Raw genomic sequence first — 26716 nt, 5'->3', positions numbered from 1 at the left:
TTGCTCGATTAGCTTTTTAAACTTAATAGAATGATGCAAAATAGAACGGAAACCCTGCTTCAGGCAATTCAAGATAGGATCTTAATCCTTGATGGAGCTATGGGTACCATGATTCAAAGATACCAGTTAACAGAAGAGGATTTCCGCACCGAAAGTCTCAAAAACCACCCAAAATCTCTAAAGGGAAATAATGATTTACTTTCTCTTAGTAGACCAGATATTATCAAGGCAATTCATGCTGAATATCTTGGGGTTGGAGCGGATATCATTGAGACCAATACTTTCTCAGGCACCAGTATAGCTCAGGCTGATTATGATTTATCCCATTTAGCATATGAGATCAATTTTCAATCTGCAAAATTAGCCAGAGAAGTTGCTGAAGAATTTACTTCTCAAAATCCTCAAAAACCAAGATTTGTAGCAGGAGCCATGGGCCCCACCAATAGAACCGCATCCATTTCTCCGGACGTGAATGATCCGGGATATAGGGCAATAAATTTTGATCAACTGGCGGAAGCTTATGCCGAGCAAGTGAGAGGATTACTGGACGGAGGTTCAGATATTTTATTAGTGGAAACAATATTCGATACTTTGAATGCAAAAGCAGCGCTGTATGCAATTCAAGAGGTGTTTGAAGAAAGAAATATACCATTAGACCCGCTTGAGGGAGGTATTCCTATCATGATCTCTGGAACTATCACCGATGCCTCAGGAAGAACTCTTTCAGGGCAAACTACAGAGGCTTTTCTGATTTCCGTATCGCATGTTCCTCTACTTTCAGTAGGATTAAACTGCGCTTTAGGTGCCAAAGAGTTAAGACCTTATTTGAAAGTTTTGGCAAACAAAGCCCCATTTTTTGTATCAGCCTATCCCAATGCGGGCTTGCCTAATGAATTTGGTGCGTATGATCAAAATGCACAGGAGATGGCCGCACAAGTCAAAGAGTTTTTGCAGGAAGGCATGTTGAATATTTTGGGAGGTTGCTGCGGAACCACCCCAGACCATATCCGGGAATTGGCAAAACTAGCGGATGGTTTTGAGCCAAGAAAAATCGGAAAAAAGGAATTAGCGGAAAATGAAGATTGAGGAGCAGGCAATGAATGACTATTTGAAATTATCAGGCCTTGAGCCTTTAGTATTTACACCCAACCTGAATTTTGTCAACATTGGAGAAAGAACCAATGTGACAGGCTCCAAGAAATTTGCCCGTTTGATTTTGAATGGGAATTATGATGAGGCCTTGGAGGTAGCATTAGATCAGGTACGTGGAGGAGCTCAGGTTCTGGACGTTTGTATGGATGAAGGAATGCTGGATGGAGAAGCGGCAATGGTTAAGTTTTTGAACCTAATCGCTTCAGAACCCGAAATCAGCCGAATTCCTATAATGATTGACAGTTCCAAGTGGAGTATCATTTTGGCTGGTTTGAAGTGCGTTCAGGGCAAAGGAATTGTAAATTCGATATCTCTCAAAAACGGGGAGGAAGAATTCATCCATCAAGCCAAAACCATCAAGAAATTTGGAGCCGCGGTAGTAGTAATGGCATTCGACGAAAAAGGTCAGGCGGATACCTATGAGAGGAGAATTCAGATTTGTGAGCGGAGTTATAGGATTTTGGTGGATAGGGTACGATTTAATCCTCAGGACATCATTTTTGATCCCAATATATTCCCGGTTGCAACAGGGATGGAAGAGCATAGAAAAAATGCCCTGGACTTTTTCCTTGCTACCAAATGGATCAAAGAAAATCTGCCCGGAGCAAAAGTAAGTGGCGGGGTTAGTAATGTATCTTTTTCATTTAGAGGAAATGACCGAGTGAGAGAAGCTATGCATGCAGCTTTTCTTTATCATGCGATTCATCATGGAATGGATATGGGTATCGTCAACCCTACCATGCTGGAAGTCTATGATGATATTCCTAAAGACTTATTGGAGCGGGTTGAGGATGTCTTTTTTGATAGAAAAGAAGATGCTACCGAAAGGCTCTTGGAGTTTGCAGACACTGTCAAATCTTCTGGCAAAAAAGAGGTAGTGAATGAAGCTTGGCGTTCTGATCCTGTGGCAAAGCGAATTGAGCATGCCTTGGTAAAAGGTATTCTCGATTTTATTATTGAAGATACGGAGGAAGCCAGACAGCTACTTCAAAACCCATTGAAAGTCATTGAAGGCCCATTAATGGACGGGATGAATGTGGTTGGAGATCTTTTTGGGGAAGGCAAGATGTTTTTGCCCCAGGTGGTGAAGTCTGCCAGAGTGATGAAAAAGGCTGTAGCCTATCTTGAGCCATTCATGCCACTGCCGGAAGAAGGTCAAGAGGACAGTTCCCTGAAGAAAATTTTGCTGGCAACAGTTAAAGGGGATGTGCATGATATCGGTAAAAATATCGTAGGAGTCGTGTTGGCTTGTAATAGCTATCAAATCATTGATTTGGGAGTGATGGTAGATGCCCAAAAGATAATTGATGAAGCGATTAAAAATAAAGTTGATATTATAGGATTGAGTGGATTGATTACTCCTTCTTTGGATGAAATGGTCAATGTGGCATCAGAAATGGAGCGCCAGGGATTGAAAATTCCTTTGCTGATAGGTGGGGCCACTACTTCCAGAATTCATACTGCTGTAAAAATTGATCCTGTGTATTCCGGAACGGTGATCCATGTAACTGATGCAAGTAAGTCTGTGCCTATTGCGGGTGAATCCATTTCTGAGGAGACTAGGGATCAATATCATCTAGATATCAAGGAAACTTACAAGCGATTGAGAGAAGAGCATGAGGCCAAACAATCCGCCAAACAATTGATTTCCTATTCAGAGGCTATGGAAAATCCTGTGGAAATTGATTGGACTGCTTTTGAACCTATTGAACCGAAGGTTTTGGGAACCCAAATTTTGGATGATTTGGATTTAAATGAAATCCGAAAATATATTGACTGGACCCCATTCTTCAGTACATGGATGTTAAGCGGGAAGTATCCTAAAATTCTTGAAGATCCAGTCGTGGGTAGCGAAGCAAAAAAGCTTTTCAATGATGCCCAAAGAATGTTGGATCAGTTGATTGATGAAAAATGGTTGACTGCAAAAGGTGTTTTTGGACTGTTTCCTGTTCAGAGAAAAGGAGATGATGCGGTTGTATTCAGTCCTGAAAAGAAAGGTTTGACTCTGGGTCAATTTCACTTTTTGAGACAGCAAGGTAAAAAAGGAAAAGGGGTTCCAAACCGTTCTTTAGCTGATTACCTGCATCCCGAAAAGGTGGATTACATGGGTTGTTTTGCAGTAACTTCTGGATTGGGAATGGAGTCTAAATTGGCAGAATTTCAAAAAGCCGGGGATGATTACAATGATATTTTGTTTAAGGCCTTAGCGGATAGATTGGCAGAAGCAGCAGCCGAGTATTTACATGAGCAAGTCCGAAAAAACTATTGGGGCTATGCGCCTGAGGAGAATTTGGAAAACGATTCCTTGATCCGAGAAGAATATACAGGAATCCGACCTGCACCCGGCTATCCAGCCTGTCCAGAGCATTCTGAAAAGGAAACTATCGCCAGCCTATTGGAAATGGAAAAAGCCATTGGAATCACTTTGACTTCAAGTTATGCCATGTATCCGACTAGTTCTGTTTCAGGGTTTTATTTTGCCCATCCAGATGCGAAGTATTTCGGCTTAGGAAAAATCGCCCAAGATCAAGTGGAGAGTTATGCGAAGAGAAAAGGCATCAGCCTAGAAGATGCCGAAAGATTATTATCACCCAATTTGGCCTATACGCCTGCTAAATTACTTGTGAATCAGACTGTATGAAGATTACCGAACACCTGAAAAACGCGAAATCTACGCTGTTTTCTTTTGAGATTTTACCGCCATTGAAGGGACAAAGTTTGAAAGAATTGTTGGAAGGAATCGCTCCTTTGATGGACTTTAAGCCCCCCTTTGTTGATGTGACTTATCATCGTGAGGAGTTTATTTATAAAAAGCATCCCAACGGCCTGTTGGAAAAGATCAGTACCAAAAAGCGGCCGGGAACGGTTGGAATCTGTGCAGCAATTATGAATAGATTTCAGGTAGATGCTGTTCCTCACTTGCTCTGTGGAGGTTTTACCCGAGAAGAAACTGAAAATGCACTGATAGACCTCAATTTCATCGGGGTGGAAAATGTATTGGCTTTAAGAGGCGATGCACCCAAAACTGAAGGAAGATTTGTTCCAGAAAATGACGGCCATCATTTTGCCAGTGAGTTGGTAGAGCAGATTATCCGAATGAATCAGGGGAAATATTTGCATGAAGAAACAGAAACCAGTTTCCATACTGATTTCTGTGTAGGAGTTGCAGGCTATCCTGAAAAGCATTTTGAGGCGCCTTCCATGAAATTTGATTTGAAGTATCTGAAAGAAAAAGTCGAGAAAGGTGCTGAATACATCGTGACTCAGATGTTCTTTGACAATGAGAAGTATTTCAAATTTGTGGAAGACGTAAGAGCGGCGGGGATAACAGTTCCCATCATTCCGGGAATCAAGCCCATCACGACCATAGGCCAGATTACCATGCTTCCTCGAACTTTCTTCTTGGACTTACCAGATGCTTTGATGGACGAATTGGAAAAGTGCAAGACCAATGGAGAAGTGAAAGAAGTGGGTATAGAGTGGGCCATTCAGCAATGCAAGGAACTGGTAGCAGCGGATGTGCCGAGTCTCCACTTTTATACTATGAGTAAGGCAGATGCGACTTATAAGATTGCGAAGGAGGTGTTTTAAGACCATTTCTGACAAAAAAGGCTATTAGATTTTGTATTTCTAATAGCTTTTATTTTTTTAGTGGAAAACCAATTATGATGTCTCGATTTTTATTTCTCTTTTTATCCCAATGTATAATTTGCTTAGGGCAGGAAGTTGTATACCTAAATAGTTTTGGGTATCCTATAGTGGATCTCAACGCCTATCCAGCTGAATTTATTAAAGTCACTACCCAAAAAAACGGGGTGATTCAAAGCTTTACATATAATTTGGATACAGTAAAGGTTGAGCATTCTACAGTTTTGACTGACGAGAATGGAGAAAAAATCAGTGAACGAATTTTGGGATATTATCCCAATGGAGAAATGAAATTCAATAAGCGTATTGATTACGCGAAGGACGAGTTTAAAGAGACCAACTATTATGAAGATGGTAGCCTTAAAAGTGAAATAATTAGTTCCTCGATGGAAATCTTATCAGAAACCTATTATGGTGTGGATGGAGTGGTCATTGACAAACCCTTAATTGAAGACCCTGAACCAAAAGGAGGAAAGAAAAGCTGGAATAATTTTTTGGTAGCGAACTTGCAATACCCGGTAGAAGCAAGGTCTGAACGGGCTGAAGGTACGGTTATTTTAGCCTTTGATTTGGATGAGGAAGGAGCTATTGTTAATCCACAGGTTGCAAATCCAGAACAGGTTCATCCAGCCTTGGCTGCAGAAGCCTTGAGGATACTTCTTATTTATCCAGAAAACTGGAATCCAAAAAAAATCAATGGGATTCCAGTTCCTTCAGAAATGAAAATTCCAATTCGATTTAAGTTGAGTTAATACAGGTTATGCTTTCAATTTTTTGAAGACTTAACTTATTCTGCTTCATCCAAGTTTTTTATTGTAGTAGCTGTTGGCCCTTCGAGGAATCAATGCTTATTTAACCCTGAGTTTAACTAGTTAGAGTTGAGTTAAAAATTTGTAAATTGCAACTGAATACAGTTACTTTGAGTTTATGTCTAAGAAGGAAAAACTGATTGCTAGGTTTTTGGGCATGCCATCTGACTTCCATTATAATGAAATGGTGAAACTCCTTGGATACTTCGGTTTTAGTGAAGTAAAGAAAGGAAAAACCTGGTTCTAGGGTTAAATTCGAGAACGAGGGTGGGGCTCCTATCATGCTCCATAAACCACATCCAAGCGGGATCATGAAGCAATATCAAATGAAACAGATCAAAGAACTATTGGAGTTATGAAATATCTGGAATATAAAGGTTATACAGGCAGCATTGAATACAGTCCTCAGGATAGTCTTCTCTATGGAAAAGTGTTGGGGATTAAGGGTCTGATCTCTTACGAAGGAGAAACCGGTAAACACCTGGAAGAGGATTTTAAAGAGGCGGTTGATACTTATCTGGCTCATTGTAAGGAAAAGGGGATATCGCCTGAGAAGCCGTTCAAAGGGAGTTTCAATGTAAGAATACCGGCTAAATTACATCAAAAGGCTGCATTATTGGCCATGGAGGCCAAGACTTCATTGAACAACTTCGTTGCTGAAGCGATTCGGTATAGGGTAGAAAAAGATCCCGCCTGATTATTTTTTTGTATGAATGGGCGATTGTCTAGTTGGAATACTGCTTCTTGTTTGAACGAAGCATTTGCGCTCGGTGTAATCTTTGACAATAGTTGGTAGTAGTTATGCCATAATATCTTTTAATTCCCGATTAGTAAACACAATTTATTAAGATTTCAAAGGAGGTGTTTTAATTTCCTTAGTGTCCAATAGGACTGTTAGAATTGACCATTCTTCCCAAATTTTCCCTCTTTTTCTCATTTCTCCCTATCTTCGGGCATGATTAAATTGATCGAATGTCCTCGGGATGCCATGCAGGGACTGCCCGATTTTGTGGATACAGCAATCAAGGCGGCTTACATCAACCAGCTATTGGAAGTAGGCTTTGATACAGTGGATTTTGGAAGTTTTGTAAGTCCCAAAGCAATACCCCAAATGAGGGATACTGCGGAAGTATTGAGTTTGTTGGATCTGCATAAATCCCAATCCAAACTTTTAGCTATCATAGCAAATGTTAGAGGAGCAGAAGATGCCTTTCATTTTCCTGAAATTGATTACTTGGGATTTCCTCTTTCTCTTTCTGAAACCTTTCAACAGCGAAATACCAATGCATCCATTTCTAAGGCTTTAGAAACAGTAGAAACCGTTCAAAACCTTTGTCAAACCAAGGGGAAAGAATTGGTAGTCTACTTGAGTATGGGTTTTGGGAATCCCTACGGTGATCCTTATTCTCCGGAATTAGTGGCGGAGTTTGTTCAAAAACTAGATGACCTTGAAGTCAAAATAATATCTTTAAGTGATACAGTAGGAGTAGCTGATAATGAATTGATTAAAAATCTATTTGAAGTGCAAATTCAAGCCTTTCCCCATATAGAATTCGGTGCTCATTTGCACAGTAGAAGAGAAAGTATAGCTGAAAAGGTAATTGCTGGATTGGCAGGAGGATGCAAGCGATTCGATGGGGCGTTAAAGGGATTTGGCGGCTGTCCTATGGCAAATGATGACTTGGTTGGAAATATGGCTACCGAAGTCATGATAGAAACTCTGGAAGGAGAGGGGCACTCCTTGAACCTCAATAAAGCCGAGTTGGGAGAATCCATGAAGTTGGCTAATTATGTTTTCCAGTCCTAAGTAATGAGTACTCCATTAATTCAAAGTAAAGTCAAAGCCCTGAGATGGCTGAGGGTGCTTCATAAATGGATGGGTGTTCCATTGATTATTTTCTTTTTCATAATTGGAATTACCTCCATTCTCTTGGCCTGGAAAAAGAAGGTAGACCTTTTACCTCCAACACAGAAAAGTGAATTTTTAGATCAGGGAGAGTGGATTTCTCCAGCAATGATGATTACCATTGCCGAGCTAGAAATGGAAAGGCTAGGAGAGTCCAAGGAAGTAGACAGAATAGATATTCGGCCAGATAAAGGCATAGCTAAAGTGACTTTCAAAAATCACTTTAAAGAAGTGCAGGTCGATGGATTTTCGGGAGAAATATTATCAGTAGACATCCGACATTCGGATTGGATAGAGAAAGTTCACGACGGAAGTATTATAGACTTTTATACTTCAGGAGATGAAGGAGCCAAGTTGACCTATTCAACATTGGTTTCTTTAGGATTGATTTTGCTGGCAATCAGCGGGTTTTATCTTTGGTATTACCCAAAGTTGATTAGAAGGTTGAAAAGTTAGGATTAGTATTGAATTTTATACTTTTTCCCAGGTAAGGATTTAATGATTCCCTCAAATTCCAATTCCAGCAATTTGGATGATAATAATCCCAAAGGTATACCGGTTTGATAGGATATCATGTCTATTTCCAGTTCCTTTTTGTCCAGCAATAATTCTAAAATCAGTTTCTCCTCACCATTTCTGGAACTCAAATCTAAACTTGGTTTGCTGACTTTTTGCTCCCCTGGTTTGGTCCAAAATAAGGCTTCAGCAATATCATTCGGACCTGTATAAATGGATGCTTTCATCTTTTTAATTAATTGATTGCATCCTTCGCTGAAGGATGATTGCAAATTGCCCGGTACCGCAAAAACTTCTTTATCATAGCTGTAAGCTATTTCAGCGGTGATCAAGGCTCCGCCTTTTTCTGCTGCTTCCACCACAATAAGGGCATCGGAGAGTCCTGCAATAATCCGGTTTCTCGCTGGGAAATTTCCCGGCGCCATTTTGGATCCTGAGGGGTACTCGCTGATCAAAGCTCCCTTTTCCAGCATTTGCTCGGCAGTACTTTTATGCACAGCGGGATAAATCTGGTCGATTGGAGAACCTAATACTCCAATGGTGGGAAGGTCTGTTTTGAGGCTCAGTCTATGAGCTTCTATATCAATGCCATAAGCTAAACCAGATATTATAACAGGTTGATATACAGCTAAATCCTCAATAATTTTTCGAGTAACACTTTTCCCATAATCGGTGGCATTTCTGGTGCCGACTATTCCTACTGTTCTCTCAAAATTCAGGGTACTGTTTCCCTTGATGAATAGTACAACGGGTCCATCTTCTTGCGCTTTTAATCTTTGTGGGAACTCAGGATCCAAATGGGTAAGAATCCGGATATTTTTCTTCTCAGAATTCTGAATGAGTTGATCAGCTGCTCTGAGTAAAGTGTCCTTTTGCTCGCGTAATTCAAGTAGCTTAGGGCCTACTTTTGGAATTTTAGCTGCTTTTCCTTTAGGGATTTGGAAAAAATTCTGAGCAGATCCTGCATAAGCCAAAATTGCTTTGAATACTCCCGGTCCTATTTTTGGCGCCAATGATAAGGCTAAAAAATACCTATACTCCTCAGGTGTCGTTTTTTCCTTGAAGTTCATTTTTCAGATTGATTAAAAAGTTTTTGATTTCCTGAAGTTTCTGAACGGCCTCTACCTTGTCGAAGCCTTTGTCTTTTCCTTGTGCTATAACCTCACGAGCACCATCTAGTGTGTAGCCTTTTTCTTTTACTAAATGAAAAATGTAGCGAATTTTCTGAATGTCATCCTTGGTGTAGCGACGGTTTCCCTTTTTATCCTTTTTAGGGCGGATAATATCAAATTCTCCTTCCCAGTAACGGATCAATGAGGGAGCTACTTTGAACATCTGAGCAACTTCACCAATGGAATGATATTTCTTTTCTATTTCTCGCTCTTTGTACGGCACAGCAAAAATGGTTTAAACTCTAAATTAGTGAAAATATAGATTTCTCTTCAAGTAAAACTTGAGCTAATTGATTTTCAAACGAAAAAATTATCGATTCAGTATTTGAAGCATTTGGACAGCTGCAAGTCCGGCTGTTTCTGTTCTCAATCTGCTTTTTCCTAGCGATACAGGTTGGAAGCCGAATTCAAATGCCTTTTTTATTTCTTTAGGGTCAAAATCTCCTTCCGGTCCAATTAGGATGCAATAACTCTTTCCTTTACTGGCTGCATCAAAAAGATGCCTGTCATGATCCTCGTCTATATATGCAATGAAATTCTCATGGTCTTTGTGGATATGATCAGCAAAGAAATCCTCCAAAGAGCAGGAAGGGTTGAGTTTCGGAATCCTAAATTTTAGACTTTGCTTACAAGCAGCAATGATTTTTTTCTCCAGCCTTTCAGTTTTCAGAAAGCTTCTTTCAGAATTCATCGTCTTGATTAGAGTCAATTCATGAAAACCCAGCTCAGTGATTTTTTCCACCATCCATTCCATTCGGTCAGGACTTTTCGTTGGCGCTATGACCAAATGGATATGAAACTCATCCTCTGCTATTGTTTCCTGATGGAGTACCTGCAGAATGGTTTTTTTAGGGTTGGCCTCCGTGATGGTACATTCAAATAAATTCCCTTCACCATCGGTGACAAAAACCTGATCACCGACTCTTTTTCTCAGAACCTTGGTGAGGTGCTTTGATTCTTCAGACTCCAGATAAATAGTAGGAGGGGCTATATTTTGTTGAAAAAAGAGTTGCATATCTGCCTACAAAAAAAACACAATTCCCGAAGAAATTGTGCTTTTAACCAATTAACCTTATAACCTAAAAACTCAACCTTTAGAGATTTCCATATTAACGGACTTCCCTTTGATAGTGTTGTGTTTCATAGTGCGGATTACATGATCAGCATCTTTCTGTGGAACGTCCACAAAAGAGAAGTTGTCAAATATGTCAATTCCTCCAATGCTTCTGCCTGGGATGCCGGCTTCACCTGCAATTGCTCCCACGATATCATTAGGACGGATTCTGTCTTTTTTACCTAGGTTTAAGAATAGACGGGCCATGTTGGCATCACGAACTCGCTCAGGTCTTCTTCCACCATCTCTGCTGTCTCTTCCACCTTCACGTCTTTCTCTTCTGCCTTCGCCTCTTTCTCCACGTCCGAATCGGTCACTTCCACCTCTTTCAAATCTTCCGCCTCTTTCTCCTCTTTCACGACCTCCGTCACGTCCACCTTCTCTTCTTCTTTCATTGAATGAAGGAAGCGCGAAGTCTTGGTCTCTCATTTCTTTCACAGCATCTCCCATGGTCATCTTTAGTAATCCTAAAGCAATTTGGTCCATGCTTAAACCTTCAGCCAATAATTGGCCAATAGTCGCTTCGAAAATTTGATTATCCTCTTCTTTGCTTAAATGTCTGTAAACATCCTTCACCAATTGAGCTTTTTTCAACTCAATCAAGTCAGAAACTGAAGGAGGATCCATTTTTGCGATTGTGGCCTTGGTGAATTTCTCCAAGTCACGAATTTTCATGAAATCTCTTCTGCCAGTTACAAAGTTGATAGCAGTTCCTGATTTTCCAGCTCTACCGGTTCTTCCGATTCTGTGTACGTAGTATTCCTCATCCAGTGGAAGATCGAAGTTGAACACTGCCTCAACATTGTCTACATCAATACCTCTTGCTGCTACGTCAGTCGCAACCAATACAGTACAAAGTCCTTTTCTGAACTTGCCCATTACTTTGTCACGCTGAGCTTGAGATAGATCTCCGTGAAGTGCTTCAGCTAGAATTCCTCTTGAACCCAAAGACTCAGTAACCTCATCGGTCATTCTTTTAGTATTACAGAATACCACAGAAAGTGCATAGTTGTTGACTGTCATTAGACGAGTCATCAATTCCATTTTCAAAGAAGGCTTCACCTCATAAAAAACCTGCTCGATTCTATCGACGGTCAGTTCTTTTTTGGCGACCTTGATGATTTGTGGATCTGTTTGATATTTTCTGGTTAAGTCCATAATAGGCTTAGCCATAGTAGCTGAGAAGAAGACAGTCTGTCTTTGTTCTGGCATCTCCTGCAAGATCGCCTCGATATCATCCCTAAAGCCCATGTCTAGCATTTCATCTGCCTCATCCAAAACGATGATTCCAGCATCTTCCAGCTTCAATGTGCCTCTGTTGATGTGATCTTGAACTCTACCTGGAGTACCTACTACAATCTGAACGCCTTTTTTCAGTACGCGAATCTGCTTGTCGATAGATTCACCACCGTAGATGGCTACAGAGTTTATTCTTTTGTGAAATTTGGCAAGTTTTTGAATTTCGCCTTCAACCTGAACAGCAAGTTCACGGGTAGGGCAAAGGATAATAGCCTGCGGTCTGTTGTATTCCGGATCAACCAAATCGATGATAGGAATAGCAAAAGCTGCGGTTTTTCCAGTACCAGTTTGAGCCTGACCAATTACGTCACGACCTTCTAATACGAAAGGAATGGCTTGAGTTTGGATTTCGGAAGGTTGGGTATAGCCCATTTCTTCCACTGCCCGTAAGATTTCTGCTGAAATCCCCAGGTCTGAGAATTTTGTGTTGTTTTCCATGATGTTTCCTTACTTTTCTTGCCATGTACTCCTTGTGATTATCCCACGACAAGCGACAGTAAGGATTTCACGGCTCAGAAAAATGTTCTATGTCTTATTGACGGTGCAAAAGTAATAGTAATTATTTTGTAAACCTAACGGACTCTCAGTCTTTTTAGAATATTCTTAAAAATTAACATGATTTTGGAGTAAAATATTTGGCAAGTTTGGCTTCATAGTGCTATCCAGACTATAAAAAGGACCTGTCTGAAGATGCCTCTTTCATCATTTCCTGTGAAAGTTCTTCTCCCAAATAATTGTCAATCAATCCGTGGGCTAGGTAAAGTAGAGGTGTCAAAATCACAGCTACAGTGAATTTATAGATGTAATTGATAATGCCAACAGCAGCCACTTGGGACAAGTCCCAATTTCCAAATACATAAAAAGCAATTCCCAAAACCACGAAAGAGTCAATGAATTGTGACACTAAGGTAGATCCAGTTGCTCTCAACCATATCATTTTTGCCCCTGTGATCGCCCTTAACTTCTGGAAGACAAAAACATCAATCAGCTGTCCCAATAAAAAGGCAGTCAGGGACCCAACAATAATCCCAAGACCTTGTCTGAAAATGGTGTTGAAGGCATAACTGATGTTGAAAGCATTTCCCTCCGGATCTGTTGCATTTACTTCCAGCCAGAAATCTGCCGGAGTCAGCATGGTCACCAAGCCAATTACTAAAAATGAATAAGCAATTAACCCTGCAGTCAGAAAGCTGATCTTTTTTACTCCCTTTTTGCCAAAATACTCATTGATAATATCCGTGGTAATAAATACCACTGGCCAGATTACCGCCCCCGCAGTCAAATTAAAATCCAATAAATACTCCCCAAAAATATTGAGATTAACCGGAGAAAAACCCAAGGTCTTTTCAGCGGAAAAGATTTTAACTCCAATAATCTCTGCAAGAATAGCATTGGTGAGAAATATCCCGCCAAGAATCATAAACAAGTTAGTCTTCCGGGAATTATTGGCTTTGTTCATAAAGTATAGGTTTGACCTTCCAAGCTTAACACGGAGTTTTCAAATACTGTTTTGGCTTCTTCCAACATGGGTTCCAAGTCTACATATCTGGAAGAAAAGTGTCCTAATAAGAGCTGTTTCACTTGAGCAGCTTTTGCTATCTCTGCAGCTTGCTTTGCTGTACTGTGGAAAGTTTTTTCAGCTCTGGCTGCGTCTGACTCCATGAAAGTTGATTCATGATATAATAGATTCACTCCTTTGATAAACTCGATGATATCGGGATTGTAAATTGTATCGGAGCAAAAGGCATATGAACGCAAAGGTGCTAGGGGATAACAGTATTCCCTGACGGAGTAAAAGGCCCCATCACTTCCAATGTAGTCCAAACCTTTTCTCAAAGAATGAATAGCTTCCAGGGGAAGATGTTCCTTTTGCAGCTTTTCTTTGATCAGATTTCTAAATCCAGCTTTTTCCCGAATCAAAAAGCCTGTAGTCGGAAGTCTATGTTTGAGTGGAAAGCTGTAAACCTGATAGTTAGCTTGATCTGTCAATAAACTGAATCCTTTGTCTGGATTAGTCTCTTTAAAATGAAGAGGATAGGAAAGCTGAGTATTACTATACCTGAAATGAGTGGTTATGATTTCATCCAGACCTTTGGGGCCAAAAAGAAAAATGGGATCAAGACGCTTGGATAAATTGTAACTGGACAGCAATCCAATCAATCCAAGGTAATGATCCCCATGCAAATGAGAAATAAATATGTGTGAGATTTTTGAGGTTTTGACCTTATACCTTCTCAGTTGTAACTGCGTGCCTTCTCCGCAGTCGAGTAAAATTAACTCCCGACCAATTTGGACCACCTGTGATGTATGATTCCTACCATGTACAGGAATAGAGGAGGTGTTTCCAAGAATCGTTACCTCAAAATCCTTGATCAATCTTCTTCCTCTTCTTCTTCCTCTCCGCTTTCGATTTCATGAATGAAAATAGCCTCACTGGCTTCCTCCAATGAGTTGACTAGATTCAATTTCTTATCAAGCATGGAGATTTTCAATAGCTTCATCACGTGATCCTGAACTCCGGAGATGATAAAAATTCCACCGTTTTTGTTGAATTCACGATCTCCAACTAAAAGAGCACTTAGTCCGCTGGAATCTACATATTTTACCTGGCTCATGTCCAAAACCAAGTTTTCATAGCCTTCAGCATGAACTGTCAATAGCTCAGATTTTAGGGCTGGTGCAAGAATAGAATCCAGTTTTTCCTCCATTGGAGTGAAAACCACATATTGTTCTTTTTTATCGATGCTGTATTTCATATTTAGACGATTGTATTTAAGTGGTAATCCCGAATTTAATCGGTTGAGATCTTGTCAATTCACTTCTAGATTTTCTTGTTATTGACTGACCTTATAAATTTAGATTTATTTGGAAAGATAAGCGTTTATCGCTTTTTCAATCCTATTTTCAAGTTGGTTTGTCTCTGCTTTCTGAAACTTTTCACCGGTGATCTTCTCGAAAAGTTCAATATAACGATCCGAGATGCTATCTACAATTTCATCGGTCATTTCAGGCACTTGCTGTCCCTCTTTCCCCTGGAAACCATTAGCAATCAACCATTGTCTAACAAATTCTTTGGAAAGCTGTTTTTGTGGCAAGTTTTTTTCTTGATTTTCCTCGTAACCTTCTGCGTAGAAGTATCTGGATGAGTCTGGTGTGTGGATCTCATCGATCAGAAATATTTGATCTCCGTATTTCCCGAATTCATATTTCGTATCTACCAGAATCAATCCTTTTTCTGCGGCCATTTCTTGCCCTCTTTGAAAAAGCGCACGCGTATATTTTTCCAAAACAGCATAGTCTTCCGTACTTACGATTCCTTTTGCCAAAATATCCTCTTTGGAAATATCTTCATCATGACCTTCTGAAGCTTTGGTGGTAGGAGTGATAATAGGAGTTGGAAAGCGATCATTTTCTTTCATGCCCTCAGGCATAGGTACTCCACAAATCATTCTTTTCCCTGCCTTGTATTCACGTGCAGCATGACCGGATAAATAGCCTCTGATTACCATTTCAACCTTAAATGGCTCACATCTTTTTCCTATGGTCACATTTGGGTCAGGGGTTGCTGCTACCCAGTTTGGAACTATATCAGCTGTGGCAGCAAGAAATTTCGCTGCAATTTGATTTAGAACTTGTCCCTTGAATGGGATGGGTTTGGGTAAAACCACGTCAAAAGCAGAAATCCTGTCAGAGGCTACTACAACCAATTCTTTTTCGAAGATATACACATCTCTTACCTTTCCTTTATAAAAGCCCTGTTGGCCGGGGAATTGAAAATTGGTTTCTTTGATCGCTTGACTCATGCTTTTGATTTTTGGCAAAAATAGGAAAAGCTTTGCCTTTATACTTTGGGTTTAGGGATTATTTCTCTTCGATTTTACCTGCTTTGTAAATTTCTACTCTTATAAGTTCTCCATTTTCATCATAGAACTCCCTTTTACCATCCAGTTTATCTTTTTTGAAATTCTTGATTTCTTTTAAACTCCCATCTTCCCTAAATATTTTAACTTCTCCCTCCAATAAACCATTGAGATAGGTATTTTTCATCTGAAGCTGTCCATTTGGAAAATAAAAGCTTTCACTAAGTACCAAATCTGAATTAGGAACAAACTTTCTTTCGATAGCAATTTTTCCATTTGCATGATAAACCAAAAGGGAAGTGGTAGGGATTCCTTTTTTATAGCTTATCTGAGATCTTAAACTTCCATCGGGGAAATATTCCAGCAAATCACCTTCAGCTATCCCGTTTTTGTAAGTTCCCCTTCTTTGAGGGCTTCCATCTTCAAAATTTAAAATATATGCCCCATTCAAGAGGCCTTTTTTGTAATCGATGGATGACTGAATTTTACCATTTTCATAATACTGCTCTTCTTTTCCATCCAAAACTCCTTTAGAGTAGGTCGCAATTCTTAATTTTTGTCCACTTTCATCAAACTCCTCTACCAAGCCATCAAATTGCCCCATGGAGAAATTGCGCCGGCTTTGGATTTCCCCATTTTCATAAAAAGATTCACTCAACCCATTTGGCCTGTCATTTTTGAACTCAGTCAGGTCCTGTAGACTTCCGTCGGGATAATAGGTGGTAACCTTTCCCTGAATTTGGTTATTACTGAAATTAAGTTCCTGCTGAACTTGTCCTGATGGATAAAAGCTTTTGCTCAGGCCATTTCTTTGATTTTCCAAAAAGGGGACAATTCTAATAGTATCTCCAGTAGCCGGATCTAAATCCACAAATAATCCATGTCTTTGGTCGTCTTTTAAAAAACCGATTTGGATCAATTGTCCATCTTCACTATATCTTTTGATTTGGCCCTGAGCTTTGCCGTTGATTCGGACATAAATTTCCTTCAGTAGCTCCTGATCCTCATCGTAATAAGTTCGAATTGTATCCTGAGCTTTTGCGATCAAACAAAAGGAAAGAAAGAGTAGAATTGAAAGGGCTTTTTTCATAAAAATAATCCTTGGTGAGGTTAATTCACCAAGGATCAAATTAATTGCTTTTTTAGACTTTTTCTAATACTAAAGCAGAAGCACCGCCGCCTCCGTTACAGATACCGGCAACTCCGATCTGTCCGGATTTTTGATGCAAGACTGAATTTAAAGTAGCGATGATTCTAGCTCCTGAAGCCCCAAGTGGATGACCAAGGGAGACTGCACCTCCGAATACATTCAGTTTGTCTGGATTCAAATTCAGTTGTTTTTGATTGGCTAATGCCACCGCAGAGAAGGCTTCATTGATTTCATAAAAATCCACATCATCTGCAGTCAAACCTGCATGCTTGATAGCTTTAGGAATCGCAAGTGCTGGAGCAGTAGTAAACCATAGTGGGTCAGTGGCTGCATCTGCAAATCCTCTGATTTTCGCCAAAGGCTTTAATCCCAATTCTTCCGCTTTTTCTTTGCTGACTAAAACTAAAGCAGATGCACCATCATTCATGGTGGAAGCATTGGCTGCTGTTACTGTTCCTTCTTTATCAAATACAGGACGAAGGGACGGGATTTTATCAAACATGACGTTCTTATATTCTTCATCCTCGTCAATGAGAATTGTTTCCCCTTTTCTTCCTTTTAGTTCCACAGGAATAACCTCATCCTTAAAATATCCTTTTGCCCAAGCATCAGCAGATCTTTGGTAAGACTGTATGGCATAAGCATCCTGCTCTTCCCTGCTGATTTTCATCTCTTTGGCAGTATTATCTGCACAATTTCCCATAGGGAATTTGTAGTAAACTTCGAATAAGCCGTCTTTTACTAGACCGTCCACGAACTCTGCATTTCCATACTTGTATCCAAATCTGGCTTTAGGAACATAGAATGGAACATTTGACATACTTTCCATTCCACCGGCAACGACCACATCATTGATTCCAAGCATGATGGACTGAGCGGCAAACATTACTGCTTTCATTCCAGAAGCACATACCTTATTAATAGTAGTACAAGGGACTTGGTAACCAATTCCTGCTCCAATTGCAGCTTGTCTTGCAGGGGCTTGACCTAGATTGGCCGATATTACATTTCCCATGAAAACCTCCTGTACGTCATCCGCTTTGACGCCGGATTTTTCCAAGGCACCTTTGATCGCAGTGCTCCCTAACTCAATGGCAGTAAGTCCTGAAAGCTTTCCTCCAAAACTTCCGAGTGGTGTACGAACTGCTGAAACAATATATACTTCTTTAGACATGTTTATTTGGGTTTAATTAAAAGCTTAATTAGAAAATTTTACCAATCAGGAATTCCCCTTTTAGGTCTTTGAGTTGGTTTCTTTTTATTCTGTTGGATATACCGCAATTCAGCTGCATTCATACTCTCTAAAATCTGAGCAGCTTGCTCTGGGGTCAAGTTCATAGCCTTAAGCTTTTCCTTGAATTCCTCCATGGCTTTCTGTCTGTCAGCTAAATTGGCATCCATTTGATCATTGGCATTTTGGCTTGTAGGGTCATTGCTCTTATCTGTAGGATTTCCGGACTGAGATTCCTTAGCTTTATCCTGATCTGTCTTCTCCCCTTGATCTTTGGACTCCTGCTGTTGGCCTTCTTCCCCTTGACTTTGCTGATTTTGCTGCTGCTGTTCCTGATTTTGTTGGTTCTGCTGCTGCTGATTTTGATTTTGTTCCTTTTCTTGATCCTGCTCCAGCTTCTCTTTCAAAGCTTTTAATTTTTGGTCCTCAGGATATTTACTTAATCCCTGATTAACTGTTTTAAGAGCATCCTCTTTTTCAGTTTTGACATAGGATCTAGCAGCTCGGTTAAAGAAATCCCCAGCAGTTTGAGCTTGAATGCTCAAAGCGAAAAGCAAGAAAATGATGCTTAATAGGTATTTCATTTTTTCTCTATTTCTGTTATTTCTTGGAGACTGTTGATAAAGTCCTGATAAGCTGCAACCGTCTCGTCCTGTTGCAGAGCATCAGTCATTACCTGTAACGCATTCTGGAACCTAAATTGTTCAACAAGGCGATCAGCCTCTGCTTTTTTACGCTTGGCAAATTCGGATGGCTCAGGCTTATTCTGCTCCTCATTTTTCCTTTCCTCATCTCTTTGCATCCAGCGGGCAAGAAGTTCGTAATTATGCCTTGCCACCTCATTGAATGGGTCTTGAATTAAAGCAGATTTAAATTTATTAAGAGCTACTTCATATTCCTTCTTATTTCCCAGAATCACTCCACCCTGATTGTAAGCAAAAGATGAAAGTAACTTATCCGGGCTAGTGGATGCTTTGTCAAAATAAGTACTGGCTTCATCGGGATTTTCTGCATAATGATAGCTGAGACCCAAGTTGAAATCCAATGCGTAGGACTGGAGCTGAAACTGTTCTAATATAAATAAGTGGTCTTTAATAGACTGCTCATAGTCTGCTTTGGCATAGCTTTCAGCAGCAACATCTATCGCTGCATTCAACCTGGAGTCCCGGGTCCATGATGCAGGGATTATTAGGAAAATTGCTATGATGACTTTGCCCCAGCTCATTATAATCTAATTGTTTTGATAGGTAAAATCATGTCAATGAGAGACAGAACCAGTCCTGCCAAAAGAAAATAGAAATACTTATTGGAGGAGGTTTCTATTTTTCTGGTACCTACAGTTCCTCCTTCTAATCTCTCCAATGCTGCAGTGAGATCACCCAGCTCCTGGGCTTCATCTGAAATTTCAAAATATTGACCTCCCGTTTCTGAGGCAATGTATTTTAATGATCCTCTATCTAATTTCGTTTCAGCAGGTTTCCCGGTCTCAGGATTGATGATTACTCCATTTCCTCGTGGAATAGAGCTTCCTTTTTCTGTTCCAATACCCAAGGAGTAAACCTTGATCCCAGCATCGCTTAGTCTGTCGCCCACGTCGTCCAAATCATCCCCGAAATTCTCTCCGTCGGAGATCAAGACTATGGACTTGGATTTTACTTCCATGCTTTCATCATTGTTGAATCTTTCCAAGGCCATTTTTAAAGGACCTGTCAGGTCCGTGCCTGAATTCGGGACCAAACCGGTATTCAATCCATCTAAATAAAGCTGGAGCACACTTTGATCAAATGTCAAAGGACACTGCATAAAAGCCTCAGAGGAGAAAATTATCAAACCAATTCTGTCAGATGGAAAACTTTTAATCAAATTTTTCAACTCAAACTTGATTCTCTGTAAACGACTTGGTCCAATATCCGTTGCATTCATAGATTGGGATAAATCTATTGCAATGAAAATATCCTTTCCTTCTTCTTTGACTTCTTTGGTAGAGGTACCTATGGATGGTCCTGCCAAAGCGATTAGAAATAATATAAAATAAAGGGTTCGGATAACCAGTTTGGTGAAAAGTCTTCGCTTTTCAACTTGCAGCCTTCTATTGATGGCCCAATATCTTGATAAGTATACCAGATAGAGCAGAATAAAAATTCCTGCTAGTAGTGCAATAAGCTTGATGTCAGGATATGCCCAAATCATGGCCTGAAATTATAAAATAAAGCTTACTTTGAAAGGAACTTTCATGCAAGTGGTCGGTTATAAATTCAATGTTTGTAAATATTAACAATTATTAAATTCCAAATCCATCCAAGTAATTTGAATGGGTTCAATATTTTTGGTCAATGAATTTATCCAAAGTCAATTTTTGTTTGCTGATAGTCTTAGCTTTAAGTCTATTTCCGTTTATCCTAAGTGCTCAGGAAAGTACGAAAATCAGTGGACAGGTTTTGGATGTGAAAGATTCATCACCATTGACGGGAGCAAATATTTTTTGGGAAAATGATTTAAAATCTGGAGTAGTTAGTGATTTAGATGGGAATTTTGAAATCCAGCCCACTAAACTTCCAGCCAGATTGATTGTCTCTTTTATAGGCTATGAAAAATCAATCAGAGTTCTTACTGAAAAAGATTTATCCAAATTTCAGAGATTTTTTTTGAATCCTGAGGAGTTATCTCTTGAGGAAGTGATTATTCAGGAAAGGCGTCCGGATGAAAATGTTAGAAATCTGGAGACTGGAAAAGCAAGGGTTCCTATCGAGACTATTAAGAATATTCCCGCTTTATTTGGAGAAGTCGATTTGCTTAGAAGTTTGCAGCTACTACCTGGAGTTCAAACTGCAGGGGAGGGCACTACTGGTTTATTTGTTAGAGGAGGCTCTGCCGATCAAAATTTAGTACAACTGGATGGAGCTCCTGTTTACAATCCTTCCCATTTCTTTGGATTCTTTTCGGTCTTTAATCCAGATGCATTAGATCAGGTGGAATTATATAAGGGAAACATGCCCGCTTCCTATGGAGGAAGGTTGTCTTCTCTAATTGATGTTAGTTTGAGAGAAGGAAATTATGATCAAATTCATGGAGAGGGTGGAATTGGAACAATTTCTTCCAGGTTTACTATAGATGGTCCATTATTTTCCGAAAAATCCTCTTTTGTATTTTCGGCGAGAAGAACCTATGCAGATGTTTTTTTGAAACTGGCTAATGATCCAGATCTAAGAGATAATAGGCTTAATTTTTATGATTTAAGCGGGAAGCTGGCGTTTAAAATCTCGGACAAGGATAAGATCACTTTCTCTACCTATCAAGGGAGAGATTTCTTGGGAATAAATAGAGAGTTCGGGTTGGGTTGGAGTAATTGGGTGAGTTCATTGAAATGGTCTAGAAATATTTCTGATGACTTGTTTTTTGACTTAGATGCTTATCACTCTTTTTACAATTATAAAATCGAAATCAATGATCCGGATAATGGGTTTATTTGGAATAATAACCTTTCTGAATCAGGAATTAAGGGAAACTGGTCCTTAAATAATAATTCAAAAACACAGACTTACTGGGGCTTTCATTCCCAGTTTTATAATTTTTCACCCATCAATTTAGAACCTCTTCCGAACAGTAATCTGGACCCAATCAATACCAATCCAAAAAATGGAGTTTTGAATAATTTATTCGCTGGACTGTCTCATCAATTCTCTTCAAAATTGAGTGCTGAGGCTGGGCTCCGATGGGGTTTTTTCAATCAGCTGGGTAGAGGTGTGGACTATAGATATGCGGGAGGTATTCCGGGACCGGATGTGGAAGTGATTGATTCTGTTCAATTCAATTCCTTCGAAAACATCAAGTTTTATCAAGGCTTGGAGCCAAGGTTGGCTTTCAGATATTTGATTAATGAAGAGTTTTCCTTGAAAGCCGCCTACAACAGAAATTTTCAATACGTGCAGATTGCTTCTAATAGTTCTGCAGGATTGCCAATTGATAGATGGATTTTGGCTGGCACTTATGTGCCTCCAATTCGATCTGATCAAATTTCAATAGGAATGTTCAAAAACTTCCAAAATAACAAATGGGAGTTTTCAGTTGAATCTTATTATAAAGACCTGAGAAATATCATTGATTTGAGAAATGGAGCCCAAGTTCTGTTTACAGACCAGGTGGAAACAGAAATAATTACCGGAAAAGGCTGGGCTTATGGAGTGGAGTTTTTACTTCGAAAAAATACCGGAAAAACTACAGGCTGGCTAGCATATACTTGGTCTAGGACTTGGAGGTTGATTGAAGGAATTAGTGAAAACCGAAAGTATAACCCAAGATTTGATAGACCTCATGATGTGACTTTGGTCTTGAATCATGAGTTTTCTCCTTCCTGGTCTGCTGGTTTAACCTTCGTTTATACCACAGGACAGGCAGTTACATTTCCAATCGGAACTTATCCAGTAGACAACCAGCAATTACCACTTTTTTCCAAATTCAGAAATCAGGATAGATTCCCGGATTATCATCGCATGGATGCCTCAGTCACGTGGAAAAACCCCAATAAAGGGAGAAAATTGAGAGGAAGCTGGAACTTCAGTGTTTACAATCTATATGGAAGAAAGAATCCTTTTGCCTATGAGTTCCGTCAGATATACAATGATGATTTTAGATTTAGTGCGGGGGATGGTCCTATTGAATCAAGTCGGCAAGGAATCGTCATGACCTATTTGTTTACATTTCTTCCTTCAATTACTTATAATTTTCAGTTCTGATGAGACGATTGCTTATTCCTCTGTTGAATGTGCTGTTTTTTTCCTGTCAGGAAGAAGTGGATCTTCCCTTGGCTACTATAGAAGGGGAGATCCCCGTAATAGAAGGTACATGGACCGATAAGGACTTTTATAATGAGGTGACTATTAGCCTTGCTAAGAATTATTTTGATGAATCCACTAGAATAGTGATTTCTGATGCTGAGGTGGTAATCAGTATTCCAGGGACTGAAGTTTTGATCCCATTTGTCTACAATTCCAGTACAAGGAGCTATAGGCCGAAGGATAGGAGAAAGGTGGCAAAAGTAGGAGAGCGATATAATCTTTCCGTCAAATGGGGGGGTAATATTTATCAAGCTTCGGGACTGATGTTAGAGGCTCCAAAAATTGATAGTTTGACCTATGAGTTCAAAGAGAAAAGACTATTCTCTGACGAGGGATACTATATTAAAGCCTATGGCAAAATTCCATTCACCAGAGATAACTATTATCGGATTAGAGTCATTGAAAATGATACCTTGAAAAACAATAGGGAGGATTATTTACTATTTGATGACACCTTTGGATTAAGTTTTTTCGAAAGAGGTTTGGAGTTAAATTATGCATTTCAGCCTGGAGATAGAGTTAGACTGGAGCTTTTTCGTATGAATCGAGATGTTTATAATTATTTTACCCAGTTGGTAGGTTTGTTATTTAATGATGGTGGACTCTTCAGTCCTCCTCCTCAAAATCCAGAAACCAATATTCGGGTCATTCAGGGAGAGGGTGAGGTATTGGGATGTTTCCTGGTTTCGCCTTTATTATCGGAATCCATTTTTATTCGCGAATAACCTATATTTAGTAAGCCAGAAATTATTTTTCAATAGATCTACTAATTTTTAATAGGTTATTTAAAAAATTCATTTTAAATTAAAGTCATGAAAGAATTATCAGAACAGGAAGAGCGCATCATGCGCATACTATGGAAGATGGGACAAGGTCTCATTCGTGACGTTTTGGACGAATTTCCAGAACCTAAGCCACCTTACACCACTTTGGCCTCAACAATCAGGTTACTGGAGAAAAAGGGGTATTTGACTCACAAGGTTTACGGGACAGTTCACATGTATATCCCGACAATCAGCCAGGAAGACTATTCTAAGAAAAGTATCAATCATATGGTAAAGCATTTCTTTGAAGGGTCTGTAGGTAATTTCTTATCCTTCATGGTGAAAGAGAAAAAAATCAGCAAGGATGAAATTGATGATTTGCAGAAGATGATTGATGACTACGAAAAAAAGGATAAACAATGAATAATGTTTTAAATTATCTTTTAGAAGGAAGCATTTGCCTTGTAGGCGGATGGGTTTTTTATAAGGTAGTATTAGAAAAACTGACCTTCTTTGACTGGAATAGAGTAACTCTTCTGGTTTTGATGCTGCTGGTTCTTTTTGTGCCCCTTTTGTCATTTGAGATGACTCAAGCGGCAGCACCTCTTGCGGAATACACACTTCCTATTTTTGATTTTGGAAATACTACTGAGCAAGTAGAAACCTATACTTGGCAGGATATGATCTTGGTGATATATGCCATTGGATTGGTTTTTTCATTAGGTAAGTTCTGTTTGGGTTTGGCTAAACCTATTTTTCAGCTACAGTTGGTCGAAAAGAGGAATTATCAGGGAATGAAATTAGCCATCCATCCTAGCTTTGAACCAGCATCTTTCTTCAATTATATTTTATTGCCAAAATTTGACCCAGAGGATCCAGATCAAAAACAGATTTTACTTCATGAGTCAATTCACGTGGCAAAAAAACACACTTGGGACTTGATTCTGATTCAGTTTACCAAGGCTATTTTTTGGTTTAACCCATTCATTTATGCTTTAGAAAAATCTCTTCGGGAAGTGCATGAGTTTCAGGCTGACCAAGGGGTGACCAAATCTTTTTCTCAATTCGATTATTCAAGATTGCTTGTTAGACTTTTGGCTAAAGACCAAGGCTGGCAGTTTATGAATAGCTTTAATCAATTTCAAACAAAAAAACGCATTGTAATGATGAACAAAACTAAATCAACTGAACTGCAAAAGAGCAGATTTTTGTTAGTTCTCCCTCTTTTTTCACTAATGGTTTTTGTATTCGCCTGCGAGCAAAACTTATCAGATGAACCACTCAAGCCAGAACAGATAGTGGATGTTATGAAAGCTGATGGAACTGTCGAACTTAAAGGTATGGTGAATGGAAAAATGGTTGACATAGCTGCGGAAGAAATATTTGACGTGGTGGAAACTCAGCCTCAACCACCGGGGGGAATGTCTGGATGGAATAATTACTTGAGCGCGAATCTTAAATACCCGGAAGCCGCAAGGGGAGAGGGAGTTGAAGGTACTGTAATTGTCGTTTTTGTAATTAATACTGATGGTTCAGTTCAGGATGTGGAAATTTTGAGAGGAGTGGGTTCTGGTTTGGATGAAGAGGCACTAAGAGTGGTTCAAAATTCCCCTGAATGGAAAGCTGGCGAACAAAGAGGTCGGAAAGTAAGAACTCGAATGAGATTACCAATTCGGTTCAAGTTGAGTTAAGCAAATAATCGTGTTAAGTAACCTGAAAAGCTCTCCAAGCTATTGGAGAGTTTTTTCCTTTAAAATTCAAAATCATGAAAAACGATAAATTAACCCTAGTATTTATTCCCCTTTTCCTATTTTTAATCGGGGTGGAGTTGAAAGCTCAAACTGGCGAAACAGTTGAGGAACAGATAGAAAAATTAGATGTTGCTCCTCAGCCTCCCGGTGGATTTCAGGGATGGACGCAATATCTTATCAATAGTTTAAAATATCCTGAAAAGGCCCAATCCAAAGAAATAGAAGGCACTGTCATTGTTTCTTTTATTGTAGAAAAAGACGGCTCACTTAGCGATATTGAGTTGATGAGAGGGATTGGTGGAGGATGCGATGAGGAAGCCTTGAGAGTAGTCAAAGGCTCTGGCAAATGGTCTCCAGGTGAAATGAATGGGAGTATTGTCAGGACAAGAATGAGACTTCCAATTCGATTCAAATTGGGATAGAAAAAGAGGCTGTCTCAAAAGTGAAGTTTGTCACATTGAGCGTCCCAACAATTGTTAGGGATCGAAATGTGGGCCAGAAAGAATAAAATGGCCGTTGACTACCTGCCTGACGTTAATCAGGCGCTCAGTCTGACAATCTACTAAAAAGACAGCCTTTTTTTATTAGAAATCAGTTGTCTTTCCATCCAAATCCAATTCCTTAATCCAGACATTTTTGTAAAGGACATCGTGTCCTTCAGCCTGAAGTTTCAAACCTCCAGGTCTGTCTGTAATACCTTTACCACCGTCATTTCCACCGTCTAGACCAGAATTTGGACCGCCCCATACCTGTTGGATTACCACATCTTCGTGGATTTTTTTACCATTAAAATAAACTGTGACCCTGGCTTTTTCTTTTAATATTCCATTTTCAAAGCGAGCTGCTTTGAATACTATGTCATAGGCATTCCATTTCCCAAGACCATTATAGGCCTGTTCTTTTGGGAGATGTTCATTGATCACTGCAGCCAATCCATGAAGTCCATAGTCTCCATCCAGGATTTGAATTTCGTATCGATTCTGAAGATAAACCCCGCTATTTCCTCCCTCATTTTTTATCAAAAACTCCACATGAGCCCTGAAGTCCTTGTATTTCTTTTTGGTAACGATATCTGCAGCTCCATATTTCCCTCCTGCTCCTGCTGGGTCATTGGAACTGATTGCTTTGCCTCCTGTCACAGGATCTTGAACTTCAGGCCATTTGATAGGTGCCTCAGCAGAAAATCTAGGTCCTTCCCAATACTCCCATTTTTCAAGCAACATAGACTTGGTACCATCTAACATGAGTTCTGCTCCTTCAATAGGTTTGACACCCACTCCGACTTGTGCAGTGCTTTCACAGCTTAAGAAAAGGAAATAAAAGAATGCCGATGAAAGGCATAGGATGGAGGTTTTTGTGTTTTTCATAGGTTTTGGGTTTGATTTATTAAAAAGCTATTGATTGCTTTTTGGTCAATTTGGTTAATTTTAATGATGTAGGAAATAAATTTTACACGGAGAATGCGAAGTAATCTCCCTTTCTTTAAATTATTTTCTATGCTAGGCCTTG

25 protein-coding genes and 2 pseudogenes are annotated in these 26716 nt (G+C 39.6%); 13 read left to right on the top strand and 14 right to left on the bottom strand.

Annotated elements, in window-relative coordinates; genetic code table 11:
- The first annotated feature begins 33 nt into the window (after positions 1–33).
- The 7 genes from B2906_RS05925 (at position 34) to B2906_RS05895 (ending at position 7971) form a co-directional block, all read left to right on the top strand.
- The gene (locus B2906_RS05925; RefSeq protein WP_219959431.1) at positions 34–1086 is read left to right on the top strand and encodes a homocysteine S-methyltransferase family protein; all 1053 of its coding nucleotides are present in this window, start codon (positions 34–36) and stop codon (positions 1084–1086) included.
- Positions 1076–3793, top strand: a complete 2718-nt coding sequence (gene metH / locus B2906_RS05920) for a methionine synthase (RefSeq protein WP_219959069.1) — start codon at positions 1076–1078, stop codon at positions 3791–3793. The genes B2906_RS05925 and metH overlap by 11 nt, the downstream gene beginning before the upstream one ends.
- Positions 3790–4743 carry a methylenetetrahydrofolate reductase [NAD(P)H] gene (gene metF / locus B2906_RS05915; protein WP_219959068.1) on the top strand — a complete coding sequence of 318 codons (954 nt, stop codon included), beginning with the start codon at positions 3790–3792 and terminating at the stop codon, positions 4741–4743. The genes metH and metF overlap by 4 nt, the downstream gene beginning before the upstream one ends.
- Before the next feature lie 77 nt (positions 4744–4820).
- Positions 4821–5552 carry an energy transducer TonB gene (locus B2906_RS05910; protein WP_286935924.1) on the top strand — a complete coding sequence of 244 codons (732 nt, stop codon included), beginning with the start codon at positions 4821–4823 and terminating at the stop codon, positions 5550–5552.
- A gap of 412 nt (positions 5553–5964) precedes the next feature.
- Positions 5965–6306 (top strand): type II toxin-antitoxin system HicB family antitoxin, encoded by a 342-nt coding sequence (locus tag B2906_RS05905; protein ID WP_219959065.1) that lies wholly within the window; start codon positions 5965–5967, stop codon positions 6304–6306.
- A 258-nt stretch (positions 6307–6564) separates the two neighbouring features.
- Complete coding sequence (locus B2906_RS05900; protein ID WP_091650139.1) at positions 6565–7416, top strand: hydroxymethylglutaryl-CoA lyase; 852 nt, start codon at positions 6565–6567, stop codon at positions 7414–7416.
- A gap of 3 nt (positions 7417–7419) precedes the next feature.
- On the top strand, positions 7420–7971 hold the full coding sequence (locus tag B2906_RS05895; protein WP_219959064.1) for a PepSY domain-containing protein: 552 nt from the start codon (positions 7420–7422) through the stop codon (positions 7969–7971).
- A gap of 2 nt (positions 7972–7973) precedes the next feature.
- Here the strand turns inward: B2906_RS05895 and dprA are convergent, their stop codons facing one another.
- The 13 genes from dprA to B2906_RS05830 all read right to left on the bottom strand — a co-directional run bounded on the left by dprA (position 7974) and on the right by B2906_RS05830 (position 20047).
- Positions 7974–9101, bottom strand: a complete 1128-nt coding sequence (dprA, locus tag B2906_RS05890; RefSeq protein ID WP_219959063.1) for a DNA-processing protein DprA — start codon at positions 9099–9101, stop codon at positions 7974–7976.
- On the bottom strand, positions 9073–9426 hold the full coding sequence (locus tag B2906_RS05885; RefSeq protein WP_219959062.1) for a MerR family transcriptional regulator: 354 nt from the start codon (positions 9424–9426) through the stop codon (positions 9073–9075). The genes dprA and B2906_RS05885 overlap by 29 nt, the downstream gene beginning before the upstream one ends.
- A gap of 87 nt (positions 9427–9513) precedes the next feature.
- Positions 9514–10218, bottom strand: coding sequence for a 16S rRNA (uracil(1498)-N(3))-methyltransferase (locus tag B2906_RS05880; protein ID WP_219959061.1), 705 nt, complete (start codon positions 10216–10218; stop codon positions 9514–9516).
- Between the two features lie 72 nt (positions 10219–10290).
- The gene (locus B2906_RS05875; protein ID WP_219959060.1) at positions 10291–12054 is read right to left on the bottom strand and encodes a DEAD/DEAH box helicase; all 1764 of its coding nucleotides are present in this window, start codon (positions 12052–12054) and stop codon (positions 10291–10293) included.
- Between the two features lie 229 nt (positions 12055–12283).
- On the bottom strand, positions 12284–13075 hold the full coding sequence (locus tag B2906_RS05870; RefSeq protein WP_219959059.1) for a queuosine precursor transporter: 792 nt from the start codon (positions 13073–13075) through the stop codon (positions 12284–12286).
- Entirely contained in the window at positions 13072–13992 is a 921-nt protein-coding gene (locus tag B2906_RS05865; protein ID WP_219959058.1) for a ribonuclease Z, read from the bottom strand. Before B2906_RS05865 ends, B2906_RS05870 begins: the two co-directional genes overlap by 4 nt.
- The gene (locus B2906_RS05860) at positions 13989–14372 is read right to left on the bottom strand and encodes an STAS domain-containing protein (protein WP_091650162.1); all 384 of its coding nucleotides are present in this window, start codon (positions 14370–14372) and stop codon (positions 13989–13991) included. Before B2906_RS05860 ends, B2906_RS05865 begins: the two co-directional genes overlap by 4 nt.
- Positions 14373–14477: 105 nt before the next feature.
- Positions 14478–15419 (bottom strand): phosphoribosylaminoimidazolesuccinocarboxamide synthase, encoded by a 942-nt coding sequence (locus B2906_RS05855; RefSeq protein ID WP_219959057.1) that lies wholly within the window; start codon positions 15417–15419, stop codon positions 14478–14480.
- Between the two features lie 58 nt (positions 15420–15477).
- The gene (locus tag B2906_RS05850) at positions 15478–16566 is read right to left on the bottom strand and encodes a toxin-antitoxin system YwqK family antitoxin (protein WP_286935917.1); all 1089 of its coding nucleotides are present in this window, start codon (positions 16564–16566) and stop codon (positions 15478–15480) included.
- 52 nt (positions 16567–16618) lie between these two features.
- On the bottom strand, positions 16619–17800 hold the full coding sequence (locus tag B2906_RS05845; RefSeq protein ID WP_286935915.1) for an acetyl-CoA C-acyltransferase: 1182 nt from the start codon (positions 17798–17800) through the stop codon (positions 16619–16621).
- Positions 17801–17838: 38 nt separating this feature from the next.
- Positions 17839–18441, bottom strand: a complete 603-nt coding sequence (locus tag B2906_RS05840; RefSeq protein WP_286935910.1) for a hypothetical protein — start codon at positions 18439–18441, stop codon at positions 17839–17841.
- Positions 18438–19082, bottom strand: coding sequence for a hypothetical protein (locus B2906_RS05835; protein WP_286935908.1), 645 nt, complete (start codon positions 19080–19082; stop codon positions 18438–18440). The genes B2906_RS05840 and B2906_RS05835 overlap by 4 nt, the downstream gene beginning before the upstream one ends.
- A complete protein-coding gene (locus B2906_RS05830) occupies positions 19082–20047 on the bottom strand; it encodes a VWA domain-containing protein (RefSeq protein WP_219959052.1) in 966 nt (321 codons plus the stop codon). The genes B2906_RS05835 and B2906_RS05830 overlap by 1 nt, the downstream gene beginning before the upstream one ends.
- Before the next feature lie 143 nt (positions 20048–20190).
- Between B2906_RS05830 and B2906_RS05825 the strand changes: the two genes are divergently transcribed.
- From B2906_RS05825 to B2906_RS05800, 6 genes and pseudogenes are all read left to right on the top strand, one after another.
- On the top strand, positions 20191–22590 hold the full coding sequence (locus B2906_RS05825) for a TonB-dependent receptor (protein WP_219959051.1): 2400 nt from the start codon (positions 20191–20193) through the stop codon (positions 22588–22590).
- A complete protein-coding gene (locus B2906_RS05820; RefSeq protein WP_219959050.1) occupies positions 22590–23417 on the top strand; it encodes a DUF4249 family protein in 828 nt (275 codons plus the stop codon). The genes B2906_RS05825 and B2906_RS05820 overlap by 1 nt, the downstream gene beginning before the upstream one ends.
- Positions 23418–23504: 87 nt before the next feature.
- Positions 23505–23879 (top strand): BlaI/MecI/CopY family transcriptional regulator, encoded by a 375-nt coding sequence (locus tag B2906_RS05815; RefSeq protein WP_219959049.1) that lies wholly within the window; start codon positions 23505–23507, stop codon positions 23877–23879.
- Positions 23876–24610, top strand: a pseudogene (locus tag B2906_RS18935) (M56 family metallopeptidase); the annotation flags it as partial. The gene B2906_RS05815 and the pseudogene B2906_RS18935, both read left to right, overlap by 4 nt.
- A gap of 213 nt (positions 24611–24823) precedes the next feature.
- Positions 24824–25147 (top strand): annotated as a pseudogene (locus B2906_RS05805) (energy transducer TonB); the annotation flags it as partial.
- A 74-nt stretch (positions 25148–25221) separates the two neighbouring features.
- On the top strand, positions 25222–25629 hold the full coding sequence (locus tag B2906_RS05800) for an energy transducer TonB (protein WP_219959048.1): 408 nt from the start codon (positions 25222–25224) through the stop codon (positions 25627–25629).
- Between the two features lie 162 nt (positions 25630–25791).
- Here B2906_RS05800 and B2906_RS05795 read toward each other — a convergent pair whose 3' ends face one another.
- Positions 25792–26574 carry a 3-keto-disaccharide hydrolase gene (locus B2906_RS05795; protein WP_219959047.1) on the bottom strand — a complete coding sequence of 261 codons (783 nt, stop codon included), beginning with the start codon at positions 26572–26574 and terminating at the stop codon, positions 25792–25794.
- Between the last annotated feature and the right edge of the window lie 142 nt (positions 26575–26716).

This window comes from Algoriphagus sp. UBA3586, assembly GCF_002376385.1.
Classification (GTDB): Bacteria; Bacteroidota; Bacteroidia; order Cytophagales; family Cyclobacteriaceae; genus Algoriphagus; species Algoriphagus ornithinivorans.
The sequence above is the reverse complement of the archived record's forward strand: the minus strand, read 5'-3'. Positions and strand labels throughout refer to the sequence as shown.